The 20,371-nt window shown below is 33.3% G+C and carries 14 protein-coding genes; 1 reads left to right on the top strand and 13 read right to left on the bottom strand.

All coding sequences use genetic code 11. The features are described 5' to 3' along the window. The gene (locus E2R53_RS22995) at positions 1-162 is read right to left on the bottom strand and encodes a hypothetical protein (protein ID WP_165970839.1); all 162 of its coding nucleotides are present in this window, start codon (positions 160-162) and stop codon (positions 1-3) included. Between the two features lie 632 nt (positions 163-794). Here E2R53_RS22995 and E2R53_RS00435 point away from each other — a divergent pair. Continuing rightward, a complete protein-coding gene (locus tag E2R53_RS00435) occupies positions 795-1,391 on the top strand; it encodes a hypothetical protein (RefSeq protein WP_133309929.1) in 597 nt (198 codons plus the stop codon). 918 nt (positions 1,392-2,309) lie between these two features. Here E2R53_RS00435 and E2R53_RS00430 read toward each other — a convergent pair. The 12 genes from E2R53_RS00430 to E2R53_RS00375 form a co-directional block, all read right to left on the bottom strand. Then, positions 2,310-2,624, bottom strand: coding sequence for a hypothetical protein (locus E2R53_RS00430; RefSeq protein WP_133309928.1), 315 nt, complete (start codon positions 2,622-2,624; stop codon positions 2,310-2,312). A 385-nt stretch (positions 2,625-3,009) separates the two neighbouring features. Next, the gene (locus tag E2R53_RS00420; protein ID WP_133309927.1) at positions 3,010-4,038 is read right to left on the bottom strand and encodes a hypothetical protein; all 1,029 of its coding nucleotides are present in this window, start codon (positions 4,036-4,038) and stop codon (positions 3,010-3,012) included. A 1,041-nt stretch (positions 4,039-5,079) separates the two neighbouring features. Further along, positions 5,080-5,241: a hypothetical protein gene (locus E2R53_RS22990; protein WP_165970838.1), complete on the bottom strand. Its 162-nt coding sequence runs from the start codon at positions 5,239-5,241 to the stop codon at positions 5,080-5,082. Between the two features lie 175 nt (positions 5,242-5,416). Continuing rightward, entirely contained in the window at positions 5,417-6,820 is a 1,404-nt protein-coding gene (locus E2R53_RS00415; protein WP_133309926.1) for an esterase/lipase family protein, read from the bottom strand. 125 nt (positions 6,821-6,945) lie between these two features. Next, positions 6,946-8,697 (bottom strand): UvrD-helicase domain-containing protein, encoded by a 1,752-nt coding sequence (locus E2R53_RS00410; RefSeq protein WP_133309925.1) that lies wholly within the window; start codon positions 8,695-8,697, stop codon positions 6,946-6,948. Beyond that, positions 8,684-10,537, bottom strand: coding sequence for an ATP-dependent nuclease (locus tag E2R53_RS00405; RefSeq protein ID WP_165970837.1), 1,854 nt, complete (start codon positions 10,535-10,537; stop codon positions 8,684-8,686). The genes E2R53_RS00410 and E2R53_RS00405 overlap by 14 nt, the downstream gene beginning before the upstream one ends. Before the next feature lie 476 nt (positions 10,538-11,013). After that, positions 11,014-11,505: a hypothetical protein gene (locus E2R53_RS00400; protein WP_286166027.1), complete on the bottom strand. Its 492-nt coding sequence runs from the start codon at positions 11,503-11,505 to the stop codon at positions 11,014-11,016. A 316-nt stretch (positions 11,506-11,821) separates the two neighbouring features. Beyond that, positions 11,822-12,049, bottom strand: coding sequence for a hypothetical protein (locus E2R53_RS00395; protein ID WP_133309923.1), 228 nt, complete (start codon positions 12,047-12,049; stop codon positions 11,822-11,824). 20 nt (positions 12,050-12,069) lie between these two features. Beyond that, positions 12,070-12,447, bottom strand: a complete 378-nt coding sequence (locus E2R53_RS00390; protein ID WP_133309922.1) for a hypothetical protein — start codon at positions 12,445-12,447, stop codon at positions 12,070-12,072. A gap of 496 nt (positions 12,448-12,943) precedes the next feature. Beyond that, positions 12,944-13,510 carry a DUF5067 domain-containing protein gene (locus E2R53_RS00385; protein WP_133309921.1) on the bottom strand — a complete coding sequence of 189 codons (567 nt, stop codon included), beginning with the start codon at positions 13,508-13,510 and terminating at the stop codon, positions 12,944-12,946. A gap of 93 nt (positions 13,511-13,603) precedes the next feature. Next, positions 13,604-13,780, bottom strand: coding sequence for a DUF4926 domain-containing protein (locus E2R53_RS00380; protein WP_133309920.1), 177 nt, complete (start codon positions 13,778-13,780; stop codon positions 13,604-13,606). 512 nt (positions 13,781-14,292) lie between these two features. Then, positions 14,293-20,064 carry a DUF4011 domain-containing protein gene (locus tag E2R53_RS00375; protein ID WP_165970836.1) on the bottom strand — a complete coding sequence of 1,924 codons (5,772 nt, stop codon included), beginning with the start codon at positions 20,062-20,064 and terminating at the stop codon, positions 14,293-14,295. Between the last annotated feature and the right edge of the window lie 307 nt (positions 20,065-20,371).

Here is a 20,371-nt window from a genome sequence, read left to right as displayed (position 1 = left end):
TTAATCATCTTTCAAATTAGGTTCTTTTGATTTAAGAAATTGATCATATTTTACTGCTTTAATTGCTTCAACGTATGCAGCTATCCACAAATCAGTCGATGTTTCATCATGAGTGTAACTAACACTTTTAATATTGAACCTTTGTTTTTTTTCAGATGTCACAATAGGGCTCCTTTGGATTTTATTGTTATAATGTCACTTTTAGAATGCTTCAAAAGGAAAGAAATATACAAACATATGAACCAATGTTTATATGTTTAATTTAAATAATTGCAACTGGATGCATACTACTGACTGAATACTTTAATTAAAAAAGCGTATACCCATAGAAAATATCCCAATGAGAATACGCTTTTTAAGAAATTCAAATGCGAGTTATCTACTTCTTTTGATTGTAGCCATGTGAATACTCGTACCATTTTTCAGTTTGATTTTTCGTTTATTAACTATTTGAACATTTTGATCTATTCCTTTTATCCTTTGCATGGAATTATACAAAAAGGTTCCTCCAATCATTTATAGGACAGCCACTTTAATATGACGAAAGAATGCCGAATTTATACGTTACTAATGAGATATATCAAACTGGCAGAAATGACAGCCCCTATGGATTTCTTCTGGCACATGTTTCAATCATAGTTTCATTTCGCTCATGTAACTTCTCAGCTTGTTGATTTTCATCTGGTGATAAAATTCTAGATATTTAAGTTTTTATATTTACTTTTTTCATAATAGAGTATTATAGAAAATGGTTCGTGCCTAAACAACATAGAAAACGAGAGGAATACCGAAAGATGAAAAAAATAAGATTGATTATCATGGGAATTATAGCGGTATCAGGAGTAGTGCTCTTATTAAATGAGGATAAGGACGAAATAAAATCTGCTGATGACGAGAATGAAACCAAAACAGCTTCCGTACATAATAATGAAGGTAAGAATAAGGTTGAAACGGTAAAAATGGAAGCAACTCCAAAATTGAAAGAGTTGATCGAAAAGCAATTCGATTATTTTGATGCAATCGTTAACAGCGAATATTTCTATGCTTTAAGGAACGCCCAGCCGGATGATTCAATTTTTGAACAACCACCAGACGAATGGTTGACCGCTGATGTGCGAAAGGATTTTGACCAAATGGCTAACGAAATGGAAGTGATGCTGCCCCCATCAATGGATGTAAATGATAATCTAACCCAGGATATACTCCGGATTATTCATAATATAAGAGATGGTTTCGGATACAATGATTCTGGAAATATCTATGAAGTTTACAATGTTCTTCATGGCTTGCATGTTGGTTTTAATGGATACAAACATGTCGAACGAGAGAATGGAAGAAAACGTCTAGATCCAGAAGGTGATTGGACAAGAACGTTTGGGGGTACCGAATAAACCCAATTAAAGAGGGGTAACATGCCCCTTTTAATTGGGTTACGGCATTTAGTGATGTTATTAAAGGTGAAGCTTTTGGAACTATATTGAAGAACTTTGCCCAATTCTTCTCCTAACCCTTCTAATTCAATTATTTTTCTTTTTAACTCTTCGTTTACTGATCATCAACATCATTCTGTTCTTCTTTTTAAATAACCTTCTGAATTTATCAATCATATTCCCTCTCCCATCTATAGTAAGCTTTCGATTTCTTTATTCAACTAACCTGCACCGTTACTCTAACTAAAAAAGAGCTGCCAAAGCTACTCCTACCACCTCTTGAAATTCGATATTCTCCATATATCTCGATATCATATAAATCCTCAAACATTTCCTATCATGTCGTATAACCTAAATGAATTTTGGTGTTTTAAACCTACTGGGTGAAGTTTGTTATCCGATTTCCTTTATATCAAGCTTTATCTTCAACCCTACCAGATAAATCTACATTTATTTATCTTAAAGTTAAGAATTAAATACAATTTTAACCTGTACTTGGACCCGCTACGGCTAATGGAGTGATGACATCCTCATTCATATCTCCAATATGGATGGGCGTTACCAAAAAGGATTGTAAATGCACTCCGGCCATCATAGTAGTAAAGTGCATCAGAGGTCATAGGAAGAGTAATAAAAATGTTTGTCATCCTCTTCAAAGTTTAGTGCTGAAACACTGATCTCTTCTTCAATCTTTTTGATTCTCTGTTCGTTCTCAATATCCAGTTCATATTCTCCTCTGTGTTTTTCCTTCTATTAGCTAATTTACCTGATTTGTTCAGCGTTTCCCATAAGAAAAGGTCTGCGGTATGGGGCAGACCTTACAATTAGTACACATAGTCTACTGCATTTTGCAGTTTTCTCCTCAAAACATAATCCGTTTTATGAATTAATTAACGCATCAATCGCCTTAATGTACTCGTCCTCAGGGCTCTGAGGCTTATTAAAACGGATAGTGAAAGCACCAGACTGATGGCTAAAACTAGAAGCATTTTTTCCAGCTAATTCTTCTGAAGGCCATAGATAAATACTTACATCTTCTGTTGTTATTAACTGGGTGCAATTCAATCCATCTGATTTACATTGTTTTGAAGTATTGTCTCTTGGATCTATGACGCTAAGGTTAGCATCCTTGAACGCAGAGAGAACGTCATCAGCGGTATATTTACTGGGTGATTCTGTGACGGCCGTATTCACTTCTTCAATATTATCCGGTAGATATTCAAATTCGATCTCTTAAGCGGTGCGATAATTTAATTAATTTTCATTATCCAATATCAGTAGGTTAATAAATGCTTTGGATCAGCAGGTATCTCAAGTCACCTATGACGAAAAAGTTTGGCGAGATAACCCAGCGTTAGCTAAGGAAATGTTTGATGTATTATCCATTTTGTAACTTTTCAACTAACCTGCCCACACTAAAAAAGAACTGCTCGAAGGCGGCCCTGTTCTTGAAGTAACGCACCCGTTTAGCTCAAGTACAATCTTTCACAAACTTAATTTACCTTTTGTTAAAAATCAACTAAAAATGCAACATAAGGACCCACCCTCTGCCTCTATTCGTTTTCAGCATTGTCCAAGGTCACATATTGATAGGTATTGTGTATATCTCAAACTCACCTTTTCGTAACTTCTCTAATTTAAGCAATGCCCCTCTTACATCCCCGAAGCCAATGTATCCTATTAAATGACCTTCATTCCCATTAAAATACTCCGCCAATTTCATCAACTTCTCTTTCAGCGTATCGGTCGTGAAACGCTTCAGCACATCATAATACTCCACTTCCCCATATCTTGCTTTGTAAAAGGCAATCCGGTCAATGGAATGATAGTAACCGAAGTCATATTCCTCCGAACCGGAATAATACGACAGTTCGTCCAATAAATAATAGCCAATCATCTGCAGATTATCTTTCTTCTTCAACGCTTTGTCCTTTGTTGTCTTAAAATCGTAGAGTGTTCCGTTAATATAGATATCCGCATCCGCTCCCTCCACCAGTTGTGAAGCGATTCCAAAGTTCGGGTTGAAGGACACGGAGCTGTTCTTCTTGATGATTTCCGGTATCATGAAGTTTTCCTCAAATACCGCCATCATCATTTCCAGTTCATTCATTACGTCAGCGGGAGCGGGCTCGTTAAACAGGTATTCCAAGTCCACATCTTCCGGATTGATCCCTGCCCGATAGATTTGCTCTAACTTTGCTAAGTGAACCGCTATCTCATACAATTCAGCAAGTTGTTTTCGGCTCATCACCACTTTTTTAATTTTCTCCTCCCACGGCTTGTACTTCCCAAGATAATATTCCTGTATATCCGGCAACTTCCTTAATTTGTACATCCCGTGATAGGCAACCAAATCGGTTGCAATATACTCATATTTTATAAGCTTTGCAATTCTAAACCGTGCCATGTAGTCAAACGCTGTACCTACTAAACTGGAATTTTGGTCGTTCTCCAATGCGTTCGGCACTCTCAGTATGTATTCATCAGAAAAGGGCTTCTTCCCACTTAACGTATAGTAATCGCTCCTTCCCGGCTCAACCGATAAAAGTATCTCCCTAAACGCCTTATCCTTCTCTGTCTTTCCGGCTAATATGCTGCTTAATGACACTTAGCTATCCCCTTTCCTTGGAACTATTTCTCATAAATATTCTCTACTCATTTGTTGCATCCCTTCTTCAACTAAACTGCCCCGTTAGTACAATAAGAAAGCACCTTCTATGGCAGCTAAATCTTCAACTCTTGTACCCGTTAGTTTAAGTACATTGTAATAGGAAAAAGCCCGCAAAATTGCAGGCTTCAAATCTGATTGGCGTTCACGAGTATTTCATAGGACATAAATATTTCTAATTGGTTTTCTTCATTACATTCCTCAGATTTTCTATAAAAAAATGCGGTGAGTTAGCAGTACCATAATGCGGATTAAAAGTAATTAATGGCTCTCCTGCCGAATCCAATTCAATTGTCGCAGTAGCGGTTTGTTTACCAGAACGAGACTTAAACCAATACTCCAACACGTTACCAACAATTACCGCTTTCAAACCTCTGAATGTATTTTTGGCTATCTCATTTAATTCACTTTCCTTGAATTCAACAAAAGTCTTTTCTGGATTATTTGCAGAATCAGAGACAGTTTGGGCTATGCAGAAACTACGCTAAGTGACTTTTTCCCCTTTACTATAGCATAACCAAGAAGTGCTGCTACCGGTATTATTAGCGGCTTAATCATTTTTGACATTTTCATATCGACAATTTCCCCCAATTCTAATTTAATCAAAATTCCGTGTCATAAGAACATTTACTTCAGCGTGATCTGTATACAGTTTCAAAAATATCACTAAATTACTGACAATTATATCAAAAGTATCAATTCTATATTTACTAAAAAAAGCCCGCATAATATTATGCGGCCTTCAAATCCCTATTTATAACATCGTCTCGTTCTTCAACATAAGCCCCCTATAGTTTAAGTACAATTCTTCACAATTTTTTTTTACTCACGCCGTAAATCATTTATTGGGTCGACCTCATATTCCTTGTTAATGAACATGTATTTTCGCTTCAAACATAAAAAGACCCTGCAGGGTAGCCACTTTTTTAAAGTGTCAACTCTATAGGTTACGTTTTACAACGGGACTACCGCCTTAAATTATTATCTTTGTTTCTTATTTTGTACCCACTCTGTTCTGCATTCTAGACACCAAGCCTGTTTCCAGTTCTGCCCTGTAGCTTGCTTTCCAAAATATTCGGCAGTGTCTGGTGAATTTCTACTGCATTTTTCACAAGTCTTATTCTTTGGCTCTTTATATTTCATTGTTAATTCCCTCCTTTATGATTTTTGTGCATTGTTGCTCCTATTATAGGAACCGTGCATTACGAATTCCAAATCAACTATACAGATTTCAATATCAACCATCCACCACAGCCTCAAACTTTCATGCTTTTTAGTTCAATAAACTATTTAAATAATTTAAATACACTTTACTGGTTTATGATTCAGCTGTAATTATGTTTTTAATTATTTCATTTAGTCTAATAAGTTCAAACTCTATACTATTAATGATAAGGTGTTTCCAGGCACCCTTCTTATTGGTATATAAATTACTGTTATCTTTTTTTAATTGTTCTAATTCAGCCTGTTCTAGCTTAGTTTGAAAAGATTTTTCATCTGCCTTAGATATATTTTCTTGGTATACACCGGTCTTATAGATAGACGATTTTATTTCTTTACTTATCGATTGTTGGCATTTTTCAATATCATCAAGTATTACAAGTAATGTGGCTTTTAGTATTTCATCATCTAATAATTTTACATATTCATAAATTTGATTATTTATCGGGAGAAGGTCATATGATTCCAGGTTTGCTAAATAGGAAATGTCGTCGGCGGCAGTAGTGCTAGTTAAATAATAAGGATCTTCTTCTTTAAAATAACCACTAGCATAGCCATCTTCCTCATAATTTTTATACCAGCGTTCTAAATTTTCAGCTGTTTCCGTACTAACTTTGCTTTTAATAAAGAATTCCCTTTGGTTCCTTACACGTTTTAGTTGATAAATAATTTTATCTAATTCTATAGTTAAAAAACTTAATCCACCATAATTTTTATGTAACTGAGGCGTTTCAAAATTATCTTTTTGAATGCATGATTTTAGGAACTCTTCTATCAGTGTGTAAACTTCATGTTCTTTATCAATTTTACAAATAGTTTTGTGGTTTGCATCAACACCAAAAACATGTTTGGGATCTAGGAATCCGGGTGTTGATGAAAAAGGGTGTACAGTTCCATCCAGCTCCCCTCTAATAGCCCTTTGGTTCAATTTCGGAAATTTGTTTTGGTCTAATATCCCTTTCCACCTATCCCTAATGTTAAACAATTCATCACTAAATACTTTTAAAGATAATACCTGTACTGAAAAAATTCGTTCTCCAATAATAGGAGGAACAAGAGATCCAACTGCACTTACTAATGTTCCCCCTTTTGCACCCTCAAATGGTACAGCCAAATAAATAATCCCTTTTATTCTATTAAAGAGTTCAGTATCTCCTTTATCGATTAAATGAATTAACATTTTTTGTGTTACTATTCCCCCTAAACTGTGGGCTACAAAGTATAAATCCTTAGTTTTTAGTTTATTAATTACATGCGTCCTTAGTAATTCAGCAATCTGAGCGATTTTATATTGTTTAAGAATAAATCCGGTTCGATACCCAAAAGTATGAATTTCAAAGTTTGAAAGTGTTTCATCTTCATCTATCAAACGTGGTAATGGTTTTTCCTCTATATTTTGCCAAGTTTTTATTGCATCCCCGTTTAAACCATGAACAAAAACAATAGCTTTTTTTTCATTTCTTGAGCTTATTTTATGTAACCCAAACCCCAGTGACTCCATATTTTTATTCCCTTCATATCCATTTTCATTAGTTCATAATTAAATTCAAATTTGTATAAAATAAACATTACTTGTTTTAAAATAAGTTTTAAATTCTAAGGCTGTTACTAAAAGTTTTTACACCATTATTGGTTTATTCCCTTATGATTGATTGTGGTTTGATATGCTTCAATGGCACCTATTATGTAAGGAGAGGGTTCCTTATTAAATTCAAAATACCTTTGTGCATTAGAAGAATAAAATCGCTTTATTGAGTTTGATATAAGAAATACATACTCTTTTGCCCTTGTTAGGGCTATGTAATGCAGATTTTCATCTTCTCGCAGTTTAATAGGTTTACCTTTTGACCGAAAATCCGGGAACGTGTCTTCGAATAAGTCTAAGTGTAATACCACATCAAATTCTAATCCTTTCGATCCGTGAATAGTTAATAACTGGACCTCTTCAACCTTAAATGGGCGAAAATTTTCAAGTAACGTTGGATTATATATTAATTGCTCACAGGCTGCTTTGGTGAGTTCGCTTAATACATAATCAGGATAAATATTTTGAATTATTCCAATCAGCAAATTAATTACTCTTTCGCTTTTCTTTACATCGGTGGCTTCATTTTGGGACTCTAGTTTAAACTCCTTTATTAAACTCTTTACTGCAACTATATTTTTTCGTATTCCTCGTACCCGGTAATCAAAATGATTCTCAATGAAATCCTTAGCGGTGTACTCCTTCGGATTAAACGATAAAATCATCAATTGCCGCAGAATATTGCCACCAATACTTCTGTCGTCAGTTAAGAGTAATTTGTGTTGTAATCGATGTGGAATTTTTAATACGTCAGATATCATTTCCAATGTTTCATTTGTTCTTCCTAATAATGCAATCTCAGACTTCTTATCAACTCCTGATATTTCAATAATTTTGTCAATTGTTTCGTTTAACCAATATCCAATTTGATATTGCGTACCGGTCAATGAGACTTTAACGATTCTACTCTCACCTTTTGGAACAGAAGAAATATCCATACCTCTTTGAAGACGTAAAAAAAGGTCTGCATAACTTTGGATAAAAGGATGACACCTATGATTAATATTCATATCAAATTTCTCAAAGGTAGCCATAGTTGTTAGTTGTTGCATATATTCAGGACTTCCAGATTTAAAAGAGTAGATGGATTGATTAAAATCACCAACTGCCCAACTGATTATTCCTATCTCTGATAATCGTCTAAATAGGCTAAATTGCTCGAAATCAGAATCTTGAAATTCGTCAATAACTACATACCGATACTTTGCTTTTAGATATTTTGCACATGTTTTTGTACTCATAATTATTAAATTAGCCATACCGCCAATTAAATGTAAGTCAAAGTATCCCGAAAGAAATCGTTCTTCCAAATACTTTCTATAAGAATAGTCTAATTCTTCATATATGCAAATTTCTTGGTCATAAATTTGTTGAATGGGGAATTCTGAATATTTTTCTAAAATCGCTTTTATTGCTTTTTTTATGGTTCTTATAAGTTGTTCTTGTTCTTCATCCTGAACTTTTTCAACTAATACTAGTCTAGGTGGCGTTCCCATCAGTCTCTTACCGAACGACAATACAATTTCTGAGCTGCAAAAACTATCGATTGTACTAAAAAAAGATTGTTTTGTTTCACTACACAATAATTTAGCTCTCTTCTCTAATTCCTTACTTGCTTTATTTGTATAAGAAATAGCAATGACTCCTTGATAATCTCTACAATCCTCTATTACTTGTTGAATCTTTTTAGCAAGTGTCCAAGTCTTTCCGCTTCCAGGTCCAGCAACAATAACAGCATTATTATTCCATTCCAGAATACTATTTTGTTGAGGTGTAGGTTCAAAGTTCAACATGATTAGCTACCCTCATCTGCTGAACAATGGTTTGACATGCATACAATGGTTCTGCTAATGGGTCATCCTTTAAAGAATCTAAGCACTCACTATTATTTTCTAAAAAATGATACATAAATGTGGATTTTTTGCTTTTCATTTCTGCTACCATATCTTCAATTACTAGGACTTCCTCATCCTCCTCGCTTGGAACAAAATATTGATTTATAGCTTTTGTCATATCATTATTAGAATGATAAATATCCTCTTCTAAGCCTTCTTCTGCTAAAAACAAACCGTAATTGCTAAGTGGGAGGTAAAATACATTGTACATCTCATGTCTATGGGCATTGCTTGCTGTATTATTTTCTGTAAGTTTATCTGCATTTTCTGCAATCAATTCAGCAAGATTTACCCGTTGTTCTCCAATTGGCACTTTTGCAGAGCATTTTGTTGAAAATATATTAGTTAATCTTCTGATTCCGGTTAAATAATAGGCTTCTTTTAACTGCTGCTTTGGTCGATTGTATTTTTGATAATCATTGTCCGTTCGCATTACCCATGGGATGCCCAAAGCATTTAATAAATCAATATATCTTGTAAAGCCAACACCCTCTACAGATAAAACACTGATGTTTAATTTGTCCAAATCCACACATAATTGATGGGCTAAGTTCTTATAAAAAACAATTTCAGATGTCCCCTCAACCAGAAGCACACAGTCACTAAAATATACCTCTGCGATAAGAGGACTAAGACGATATTCCATAGATCTAATTTGATTTCCCAATTCTTCTGATACACCATTGTGATTACAAATTGTAGCTGGAGATCCTTGTTTAGTATGTAACCTTATTATCGAGCTAGGATTAAATTCGCACGCGATATAAGGAGAATGTGAAGTTAATATAACCTGAGTTGGTAATACTTTAACTAGATATTCAGCCAATTTTCTTTGTTGGTGTGGATGAAGGTGTGCTTCACATTCTTCAATACAGAAAATAGAAACTTCATTTGGTTGTCCATCTTGAATGGAAATTTGATTTAGTGCGGACCAAAGAGCAATAAAAGCTTGGTTCTTTCTTCCTTCACCACCCAATTGAATATTATGTTCTCCTATACTAGATAGGAGACTGATCTTTCTGAACAAATCATCATTGGCTGGTAAATCAACACCTAATTTCAAATTCTGTTCTTGATGGTGTTCAGACAAATCCCTTAACTGGTTATTAAGAGTTTCCCCAGCCTTTCCTATAAAGGATAATGTATTCAATTCACTTTCTATAACCTTTATCCGACCACTTAAATCTTGAAATTTTTCATTATCCGATTTTTCTTCCTCGTCAGTTCTGGCATCCTGCAAATATTCTATAAGCCTATTTTTTTGATTTTTTAAATACTGGTCAATCTGTCGGGTAGCACTTACGTATCTCATGTTCAATGCTCTTAAATAAAATCGACTTGAAACTAATTGCAACTCTTCAAGAGAAGGTCCTACAAATAGCTTGTAGTCTTTTGTGCCACCTATTCTAGTTCTGGTTGCAACATAGCGTAAGTAAACATCATCGTTATCGCTGATATGTTCCCTAAAACATGATAAAATACATTCTTCAATAGCTTCTACAATGTGAAGAGTTATAGAGAATTCATTTGCTTCTGCTTCTGAATAGATACAAAAATCCTCATCCAGAGGTTGTAAGTCGTTTTCAGATAAAGATTTATCTAAGAGCAGTCGTAATGCATATAAAACATTGGTTTTACCGATATCATTTGCCCCGATAATAAGTGTCTTCTCATCAAAATGCAATTTAGTATTGATAAAGTTTCGGTAATTCTTTACCTCAATATAATTTAACTTCATGAACATCCTCCACAACGCTAACGGCTGTATTTTTTTTCATAGATTCATTTTTTTATCGTACAAAAAAGAGCTTTTTACAAAGCCTTGTCATTTCTATATTTTACACCTTTAAGTAATAAATGGAAATATCTCATTCATTGCGGCAGTTATGAAGATATTCTTGCTGAATCATTTAATTTCCTAATTACACTTACAAGTTTCATTGCTGTATCGTCATCAAATATTCCTGTTATTCCTTCATGATGAATTGATATGAATAATTTAGGCTCTTAAATTTTCTTCCTTATTGTATTAAAGCACACAATAGTTTAAGTGGGGACCTTCACAATCTCTTCTACACATAAATATAACTCCAATCCCTAATAAGTGTTGTTCCGAAATCCGGTACAATACAAAAAGACGCCTTTTTATTCAAGAAAAGCGTCCGCTTGTGGAAGATCATCAAGATAAGAAGATATATCAGATTTTTATCTTCTTCACTCTTCAAATATTTTTTTATCCCATTCGTTCGTAAAACCTTCAGGCCATTTTCTTTTTTTGATCGCTGCGAATTCCTTATCTTTTTTAAGGATCTCTATGCATTCTTCAACTAATGGTTTTAAATCATATTTTTCTATTCCACCGTCAAATATATACGTAATAAACGCATCATCAGAACTATCCTTATTAACAGTGAGACGTGTCTTTGAAAATGGATAAATCTTACCTTCACATTCCAATTCATCGATAGGACATTCATTTCTTGGAAGGTTCAAATCAACCAGTACAACTTTTTCATCTTGAACAACCTGTTTGTGTTTGTCAAATGACTGACTTATCCAATTACTAATCGTCGTGTGAACGATTAAACCATTATCCAGTTCTTTAATATTTTTTTTTACATCATTGAAAATCCAATTTTTATCTTTTATTATTTCCTTTTCCATTGATATGCCCACTCTGACATGATCCATCGTGTTTTGATCCATGACATCACAACCTTTTATTTTTTTGAGTATTTACCATCACGGGTAATATTTGACATTCAAATAGCAAAACCTCCTATTTTTCAGAAGATTCTAAAGTTTTTTCACTTTTCCCTTTTTTATTTCTTTATTATTCTATCTTCAACTTCCACTAACCTGCCCCGTTAGTTCATCAAGAAAATCAACAACATCCTTTAACAGAGCAAAAAGAAAAAGAAAAAGAAAAAGAAAAAGAAAAAAAGGGCATTTATAAGAATGCCCTTTTTTTATTCTACATCACTTATTATTAGTACATTAGATGAATTTAAAAAGAAAAGTATTATTTTTCTATTCGCTTAATAATGAATTCACCATCAAATAAGTTATAAGTCATCCAATATTTCTTTGCTTTTGAAAGGTCTTTATGTTGATCAGGATTATTAATGTAACAAACCATTTCTTTTAGAACATCAATGTCAGTTATTAAATACTGGCTACCATCTCTGCATAAAAACAAATCATCTTTTTTTATAGGAAGACCGAAAGCATATAGATTTTCTTGGTCCATATTTACACTACCTTTCCATTTTATTGACCTACAGCGTAAGTGAAAACATCAGGCTCACCCCAAACAAAACCGTCCTTAACCATTAAAGTTTTTATTTTTCTAATCCTTCCTTGTTTGGCTTTTACCATATTACTTTGGGTCAAAAATTCCGTACAGTCTTTCGCGACGATTGCATAAATCTCTTTAAGTTGTTGGTCAGAATCTCTAAATCCGGGTATTATTTTAAAACGGTTTGCTGCTAAATAGTAATCTCCATCAGAAAAAGATTCCTCTGCCCTAGTATATATCTTATTTTTTTCTACTAAATCGTCGATTCCTAAATTGTGATATAAAAACCAGCAAATCAAGAAGCCTCCTACTATAGCTAGTGTTACTTTACCTTTTTTAGTTTGAAGCATTGATTCACTTTCCTTTTCAATTAAGTATATATATACCATTTTACTAATTTAATAATGTAATAGCACTAAATAGGAGACTTGGATTCCTGTTTTTTTCTTTTTTTTTACGGGAGAGGAAGAGAAAAGAAAAGGAGTCTCAAGGTTCTGGAGAACACGAGAAAATATTTAAAGATAGGAACGTTTTCTATCGATGAGAACAAATAAAAGAGACCACCTATAAGTGGTCTCTTTTATTGCATCTTATGGAACTAACGCATCCGTTAGTAAAAAACTTTAAATTCAGAAAATATAGCACCTAGAAGAACGATAGCGTAGAAAATAGTCCGCAGATTTTGGACTCGCGTCTTCCTTTTTTTCATCAAAATGAATATGCCCTGCTGACTCTTTATATTCACGTTGTATTTGACTTTCTTGCCATCCCGCTGCTTTAATTTTAGGATCAATTAGCAAAAAAACACTTACAAATGTAAGTGTTTTTTAATCAGATTTAAAACGTTTATTTAATATTAAAAGTTTGTTCACCTAATTTATCGCCACCAATACCTTGTGTAGCAATTAATGTTACAGGAGTTTCTAAATCATCTAATTCATAAGCTACTGCATTTTTAACTGTACCATCTTTTTTAATTGTTTCTAATTGAGAATCGAGAAATTGGTCATCTGGAAGTCCACCAACTTCAAGAGTATTGACTGCATTAGGATCATTGTCTTGTACTGCTTCAAATACTGCCATCCATCCAGTAGTAGGATCAATTTCTTTATCACTTAAATTAGTTGTTTCATACCAAATTGCAAATACAGGTTTTTCACCATATTCATTTCCTTTTTCACCAGCTTGAATAACTTTAGTTTCTGTAATTTTAATTTTTAAGTCATTTAATTTTGCTTCATTATCTTTGAAATAGAGTTCATTATTCGTCTCTTTTTCTTCATTTGTATTTTCTGTAGTTGCTTCTTTATTTGCAGAATCAGAACCATTTTTCGTTCCTTCGTCTTGATTGCCACAACCAGCAATTATAGATAGTGTTAGTGCAAAAGTTAACATTAAAGTTTTTTTCATCATGATACATTTCCCCTTATGTTTTAATTTGATTATTATTAGTGTAACTTATTTTGTGAATATAGTCCTAATATTTTCTATATTATTCCACCTTTTTTATTGTAAGTAATCTCCTGATATTGCTCCCAAGAATAGAGTTATCCCATCTTTATCAGAAATCTCTACTTCATAATTGTTGTCCTCATAAACCTCTAGGATAGTGCCTACTTGTCCTTTAGTAAACTCATTATTGGGATCATCTTTAATTATCCTTACAACATCATATTGTTTCATATATTCACCATTTCCCAATTAACCTTGTTAAACTATCCTGCTCCGTTAGTACAATAAGAAAGCACCTTCTATGGCAGCTAAATCTTCAACTCTTGTACCCGTTAGTTTAAGTACATTGTAATAGGAAAAAGCCCGCAAAATTGCAGGCTTCAAATCAGGATTGGCGTTCACGAGTATTTCATAGGACATAAATATTTCTAATTGGTTTTCTTCATTACATTCCTCAGATTTTCTATAAAAAAATGCGGTGAGTTAGCAGTACCATATTTAACATAAGGGCGGGTTTAGTAAAAATTAGGGATAGAATTATAGTTAAGCTATTCTTTGTTATTCAGCTAATTATCGGCAATTGAAAATATTAGTATGTTTTTCAAGAAGTGGCATAAGTCTAATAAAAAAATGAGCCAGAGAAATACTCTAGGCTCTTTTTTTTATGCTAATTGTCCTGCTGAATTCTATTTTGCACTTCAAAAAGGATTCCGCTAGTTAATTATTGAAACTAATTAAGTTTATCATTTATCTCTTTTGAGCTTATTTAGTAGATTTTTGATCTTTGTTATTTCTAAATTGCGTTTTTTAAACCATTCTTGAGACCAGATTCTGTGGATCTTCCATCCCAAATTCTCAAGAACTTGCTGACGTAAACGATCTCTATCACGGGCTACCTTTGAACTGTGATAAGTCTTGCCATCACATTCGATACCACACAAATATGAATCAGGTCTAAATGGGTCCACTACCGCAAGATCGATTTTATATCCCGATACACCAACTTGAGTATGCACTTCATATCCCAAATCCACAAGAGCATCATATACATCTTCCTCAAATGGTGAATCAAAGATTTTTTTGTTTTGAGAAGATGAATAGGTGGGTAGATGTCCACTTCTTGCCATTTCCATGTATTCACGTAATCGATGAACACCAACACTCTGTGTACGTTCCAAAGGTATATCCTGAGGTAATAAAGAACTTATTAGCTTTATTTGATATTTTGCACGGGTTACTGCTACATTCAATCGTCTTTCCCCACCGTTTTTACTCAACGGCCCAAAATTCATATAGAGGCTACCATCTGGGGCTTTAGCATAACCAATACTAAAGAAAATCGTATCACGTTCATCCCCCTGAACATTTTCTAGACTTTTCACAAAGAATTCGTCTTGTTGTTCTTCTTTAAAGAATTCCTCCATAGACGGGTTCTTTCTTCTCATCAAATCTATTTGTTCACGTATTTCCGTTGCCTGTGCATCACTAAAAGCAATAACACCTAAAGAACGATTAGGAGTTTTACTAAAGTGTTCGAATACCAATTGAGCAGTTATCTCCGCTTCTCTTTGATTACTTCTGGTACCGCCTCTATCATACAATCCATCTGGTACGTATACAAATTTGACACCTAAGTGTTCTCCGTGATCAGCACTTGGGAAAGTAATCAAACTGTTTGAATAGAAAGCAGCGTTAGAAAAAGAGATTAGAGATTCGTGTCTGCTTCGATAATGCCAACGTAAACGCATATTAGGAAGGACATTCTTGCATTCGTCTAGAATGCTCTCATAGTCAACCTCATCTTCATCCTCAAATTCTTCTCCAATTCCACCAGCTTTAAAGAAATCAGTTGGAGGTAACTGCTTATTATCTCCTACTATTATGACCTGTGATGCACGGATAATAGATCCTATAGCGTCTTCAGGAAAAATTTGAGAAGCTTCATCAAAAATTACTACATCAAAAGCAATATCATTAGCATCTAAATATTGACTTACTGAGAGTGGGCTCATCAAGAAACATGGTTTTATTTCTAATGACAATGCTGAAGTTTGTGATAACAATTTTCGAATTGCTATGTGACGCTTCTTTTTACCAATTTCATGAAGTAGTACACTTAACTCTTGTCTAAAAGAGAGACTTTCATTTGCATGTTGCCTTTTCTTCTCTAAAATACTCTGTATCCTCTCTGCATTTTCCACTAAACTTTTCAAATCAGCTTCACGGAAGTTTTGAATAATTTCGTTAGCTTGTCCTGCATCGAAATCATATAGGATATCTTCTTCTTGATAAATACTGTCCAACCATTTTCTATAGAATCTTTTCTGGAATAGTTCAACAAATAACCATTCATTTGGCTTTTCTGATTCTATATGCTTCAAGAAAGAAGATAGATTAGCTTCTTTTAATTTTTTCTCTAAACGTTTAAAACGTATCCAATTTTCTAGTTCGCTTATAGAACCAGCACGTTTATCTATCCAAGAAACGTAATCAATGAAAGTACAATTTTGTAGAGTTCTTCCATCTGACTGTAGTGCTTCAATTGAGAAATAGTTGTTTAAATCAAGAAACAGCTTGTCGTTATGAGCTAACAAAGCAGCATTATTATCAAAATAAGAAATTAGTATTTTCTTTTGATCTTCACCTGCTCCTTCAGAAATATAAGCCATTAAAGATTCGGGTACTTCATGATTTACGAAATACGTCATCCATTCCTCAAGCCATGCCAAGGCATCAAAAATCCTATCCCAATCCGTGGTATATCCTGAAAAATAGTCACCAAATGTTTTCTTTAGATTTTCTAATTCATTATCAAGTTGCATTTGTTTATTTTGAACGTAAATAGCTTGGTTCAAGTCGTTTCGTAAGTCTAATATAGACTCGTACTCAAGTTTGATATCTTTTACGATTAAATCATATTCCATATACCAACTCTGAAGTTTTTCATGGAAGCTTTCAAATAAATTTTCTAAACGAGAAATATTCCACTTATTATCATCTGTACGATGGAAATCATCGAAAAGGTGTGGCAATTTTTCTTTTAATATTCCAAACGCACAATCCAAATTCCGTAATGCATGTTCTAAATTATTATGGCTTTCTCCGATAACATACGAATCTTCAATAAGAAGAGCCTTATATCGTTCAGGTATAAAAGGTGTGGATGTCTGTAACAATTCCACGTCATACAAGGCTTGTTCAACAACTTCCCAGGGTGTAAGTTCCTTTTGATACCAGTTTCCCATTACTTCTTTAAAATGAGGTTCTTTATTTGCGATTTGATTATTTATTTTTATCAGAGATAACCCTAGATCAATATCCAACAATAAATCTTTCAAGGATAGATTGGCTACAGTTCCATCTTTCCTAACGTTCATTATCTGGCTAAGATTACCATAGAAGGTGTTCAATTTCCCATGAGTTACATTCATTTCATTAAATATTTCATTAAACAGCCATTGATCTATTGGCTGGATATTTCTTTTATGGAATAACGATGGGAAATTCCCTATAAGCGATAAGAGAACTTCTTCAAGGTCATGAGCAATGAAATTTAATTGTTCATATTGTGAAATGAAGAATTCCATACGTCCTGTTGGGTGAATTAAAAGTTCTTTTAATGGTAAAGGAACTTTTAATTCATTAAACATTTCTTGTATTTCTATAAACACATTAAATGAGTCCTCAACGTGGCCCCACTCAGTGTCGATTCCTTTATAATGCCTTCCAAAATAAGTACGGGAATCAGATTGATTATTTTCCATCCATTTTTTGTTTTCTAATACTCTTTTTATTAATCGAACATGTTTAAATATCGTATCAAAATCGTACTTATCTTTTTGTTTTAGTTTTGAGCTTAACCATTTACGGTCACGATTGAATTGCCCGTTAAATAACCGCAGTGGGGATTGATAGGTTGTCTCAAAACGTTTAAACATCTCAAATATTTGATCATCAACTACTTCTTCTTCATAGATCTCTAGAATGGTAGACAAATCTTGGTTGTATTTATTTTGAACATTTTTATATTCTTTAATTAAGTTGTAGATATCATGCTGGCGTTCAACTTGAAACCATACTGCAGTAGGTTTAGGATCTTTGGAGATCAGCTCCATCATTCGTTTTAAACTTGTAATTGATTTTATATTTATTAAGTCTATCTCTAATGATTGAGAGATAAAATTTTTTGGTTGTTCAATTTGTTCTTGAAGAGCTAACATTTTTCCAATTCTTTCTTGAATTGATAGCTTCTTGCTGAATATACTATCTTCTCTTGGTTCTGTAATATCGTCAGATTTAAATAATGAAAGAAGTTCAGAACCTTGATTCTCAATTAATTGTTTTAGTGTAAATAAATCAAGTTCCAGTAATGATGGTTCATATTTTTTTTGTAAAAGATTGTTCATTTTTTCATTGTCCGTGAATAACAATTTTGCATCGTTAATAGACTTTCGTACCCCATTTAAATTTTTAAACCATTCAATAGTTGGGCGAGGTTTTTTCAAAGCAACATTCAAATAAATTTTCAAAAGGTGAGCGTCCTCAATTTTTTTCATTTGAGGCAGACCCAAATCCTCTTGTAATAAAGATAACTCTGCGATTGACTGTAAGGAATTTCTCACGCGTGTAACTACTTCTATAAGAAGATCCCTATCATGAATAAGAAGTATAGGGTCATTTGAGTCAAATATATTGAATAGAACGTCCGATTTGAAAAATAATCTATCCACAATAATTGGTAAATCTTTTTTCAAAATTTCAGTATTAAATTTCTGAGTTAGAACCTTTTTCTCGTTCAAAAAGGTTGACATCTTTTCCTGATATTCTTTAGCCTTTAGGATGGTTGTTTGCATCGAATTATAGCTAAACCAATGTCTAGGTGGCTTAGGTGAATATTTAGCCATTTCTATAATTTTTTGATTGTGACGAATTTCATCAATACTATCACTCTTCAAACCTAAAGTTTGTTGAACTATTTGAGCTGAATGACTAATATCAGAAAGATTTTGTTTAAGCTGCCTTAGCAATAATTCCATATTAGATGCTAATTCAAGACTGTAAACCGATTGATTAAAACCTTTCCAAATCGGGACATGCTCTACTAAAATCATTAGATTTCGATATCTCTCTAATTCATTTATAAGAGACAAAATGGACTCTAAATTTATTGATTCATTTATATCAAAATCAAATAGTAACTCCTGTACTCCGTCCAATTGAGCCAAGGAACCGTGAATTTCGTATACAGATTTGCCAAAAGGTTCTCTAACCTGGTGCAGTTTTTCAGAGTAGGAGTTTAATTTTTCTCTTAGAAGATTAATATTGGAATAAAGTTCATTTTTAATCCGTCTATTTTTTGGATGTTTATCTAGTACCTGTTGAAAAGAATTTAATACCGATCTCTTATTTGCTTTATGGCTGTGTAGTTCAAGACAGAAATCACCTAATCCAACGTTTTCAAGGCGTGATTTAACAACTTCAAGTGCTGCCATCTTTTCTGATACAAATAGTACTTTTTTATTATTTGCTAAACATTCAGCGATAATATTTGATATAGTCTGGCTTTTACCTGTACCAGGAGGACCCTGCAAAACAAAACTTACTCCGTTTTTAGCTGCTATAATAGCTTGTTGTTGACTAGAATCCGCATCAAGAACCTGAAAAGACTCTTCAGCGGGAATTTTCTGATCCAAGTTGCTGACATCTGGAACAGAAGATAAATCCATTATGTCATTATTGTCACTTGATGGAACTCCTGAAATTGCTCGGATAAGTGGGTGACTTTCAAGCAATTCCCGATAATTTTGAAGGTCTTTATACATGACTAGCTTGCTGAAGGAGAATAACGAAAGGTAAACTTCAGGAGAAACAGACCAATCATCTAAATAAGCAACTTGTTCAGAAATCATTTCCCATATTTTTTGAAGATTGACATCTTCTTGTTCACCTAATTCAGGAAATATGATTCCCTTTTCTTCCCTTAATTTATGGGCCATAAATGGATTAAGGACAATTTCATCATCAACCATCTTCATTCTGAAGGGTTGATTCGCACTTGATCGATTTAATTCGACGGGCACCAAAAGTAATGGTGACATAAACTCTTTATCATTGCCCTGTTCTTTCCACTTCAATACTCCAAATGTCAAATAAAGCGTTTGAATTCCTTGCTCATTTAAACGCGTTCTTGCATCTAACCTTAACTTAGCAATCAGTTTGATAAACTGCACTTTTAATTCCCCAGTAAGCTTTCTTTTCATTGAATCCTCTTCTAATGAGTTTTCAATTTTATTAATTTGCTCTAAATATAGGGTTTTTAACTCTTCAATATTCATATTTTTCGAGTTTTTAACAAGTTCGTCAAACAATAACTGTGGTTGTTCAAACAGTTGTAATGAGTTGTTCTTTTTTGGACGAAAATTTAAGAGAACGTTTCGATTAGTAAGATCAATTAGATCTCTTTTCCATTTTTCTATTTTTAATTGTAATAGATCATTCTTTGTGGATACATCCACCTTCATCCCACCTATAAAATTAATCATTCCTTTATTAATAAAGATATGAATACGTTATTTTCGTTATCCATTAACTATATGAATGGTAAAAAAGTCTATGAACAATATTTACCAAGATATATTTTACCACCTAGTAAAAATATACTCAATCACTTATAAACTAAGATGCACATTTATTAAATTTTTATTTTACTTTCTCTTAATATTTTGTTTTATCCTATGTATTTAACTATGGGTTTTCTTCCCTTAATAACTCAAACTTATTAGTTGTAATGTTCTGACAAAAATATAATACAAAAGTCATTTA

The sequence above is a fragment of the Peribacillus frigoritolerans genome (genome assembly GCF_004358755.1).
Lineage (GTDB): Bacteria > Bacillota > Bacilli > Bacillales > Bacillaceae > Bacillus_P.
Note: the sequence above shows the minus strand (reverse complement) of the source record. Positions and strands in the feature narration are given on the sequence as shown.

Bases quoted from the DNA above. Each gene is read 5' to 3' on its own strand.
- E2R53_RS00385 (WP_133309921.1), bottom strand. From the start codon at position 13,510: ATGATGAAAAAAACTTTAATGTTAACTTTTGCACTAACACTATCTATA.
- E2R53_RS00400 (WP_286166027.1), bottom strand. From the start codon at position 11,505: ATGGATCAAAACACGATGGATCATGTCAGAGTGGGCATATCAATGGAA.
- E2R53_RS00390 (WP_133309922.1), bottom strand. From the start codon at position 12,447: ATGCTTCAAACTAAAAAAGGTAAAGTAACACTAGCTATAGTAGGAGGC.
- E2R53_RS00405 (WP_165970837.1), bottom strand. From the start codon at position 10,537: ATGAAGTTAAATTATATTGAGGTAAAGAATTACCGAAACTTTATCAAT.
- E2R53_RS00415 (WP_133309926.1), bottom strand. From the start codon at position 6,820: ATGGAGTCACTGGGGTTTGGGTTACATAAAATAAGCTCAAGAAATGAA.
- E2R53_RS00395 (WP_133309923.1), bottom strand. From the start codon at position 12,049: ATGGACCAAGAAAATCTATATGCTTTCGGTCTTCCTATAAAAAAAGAT.
- E2R53_RS00380 (WP_133309920.1), bottom strand. From the start codon at position 13,780: ATGAAACAATATGATGTTGTAAGGATAATTAAAGATGATCCCAATAAT.
- E2R53_RS00410 (WP_133309925.1), bottom strand. From the start codon at position 8,697: ATGTTGAACTTTGAACCTACACCTCAACAAAATAGTATTCTGGAATGG.
- E2R53_RS00435 (WP_133309929.1), top strand. From the start codon at position 795: ATGAAAAAAATAAGATTGATTATCATGGGAATTATAGCGGTATCAGGA.
- E2R53_RS22990 (WP_165970838.1), bottom strand. From the start codon at position 5,241: ATGAAATATAAAGAGCCAAAGAATAAGACTTGTGAAAAATGCAGTAGA.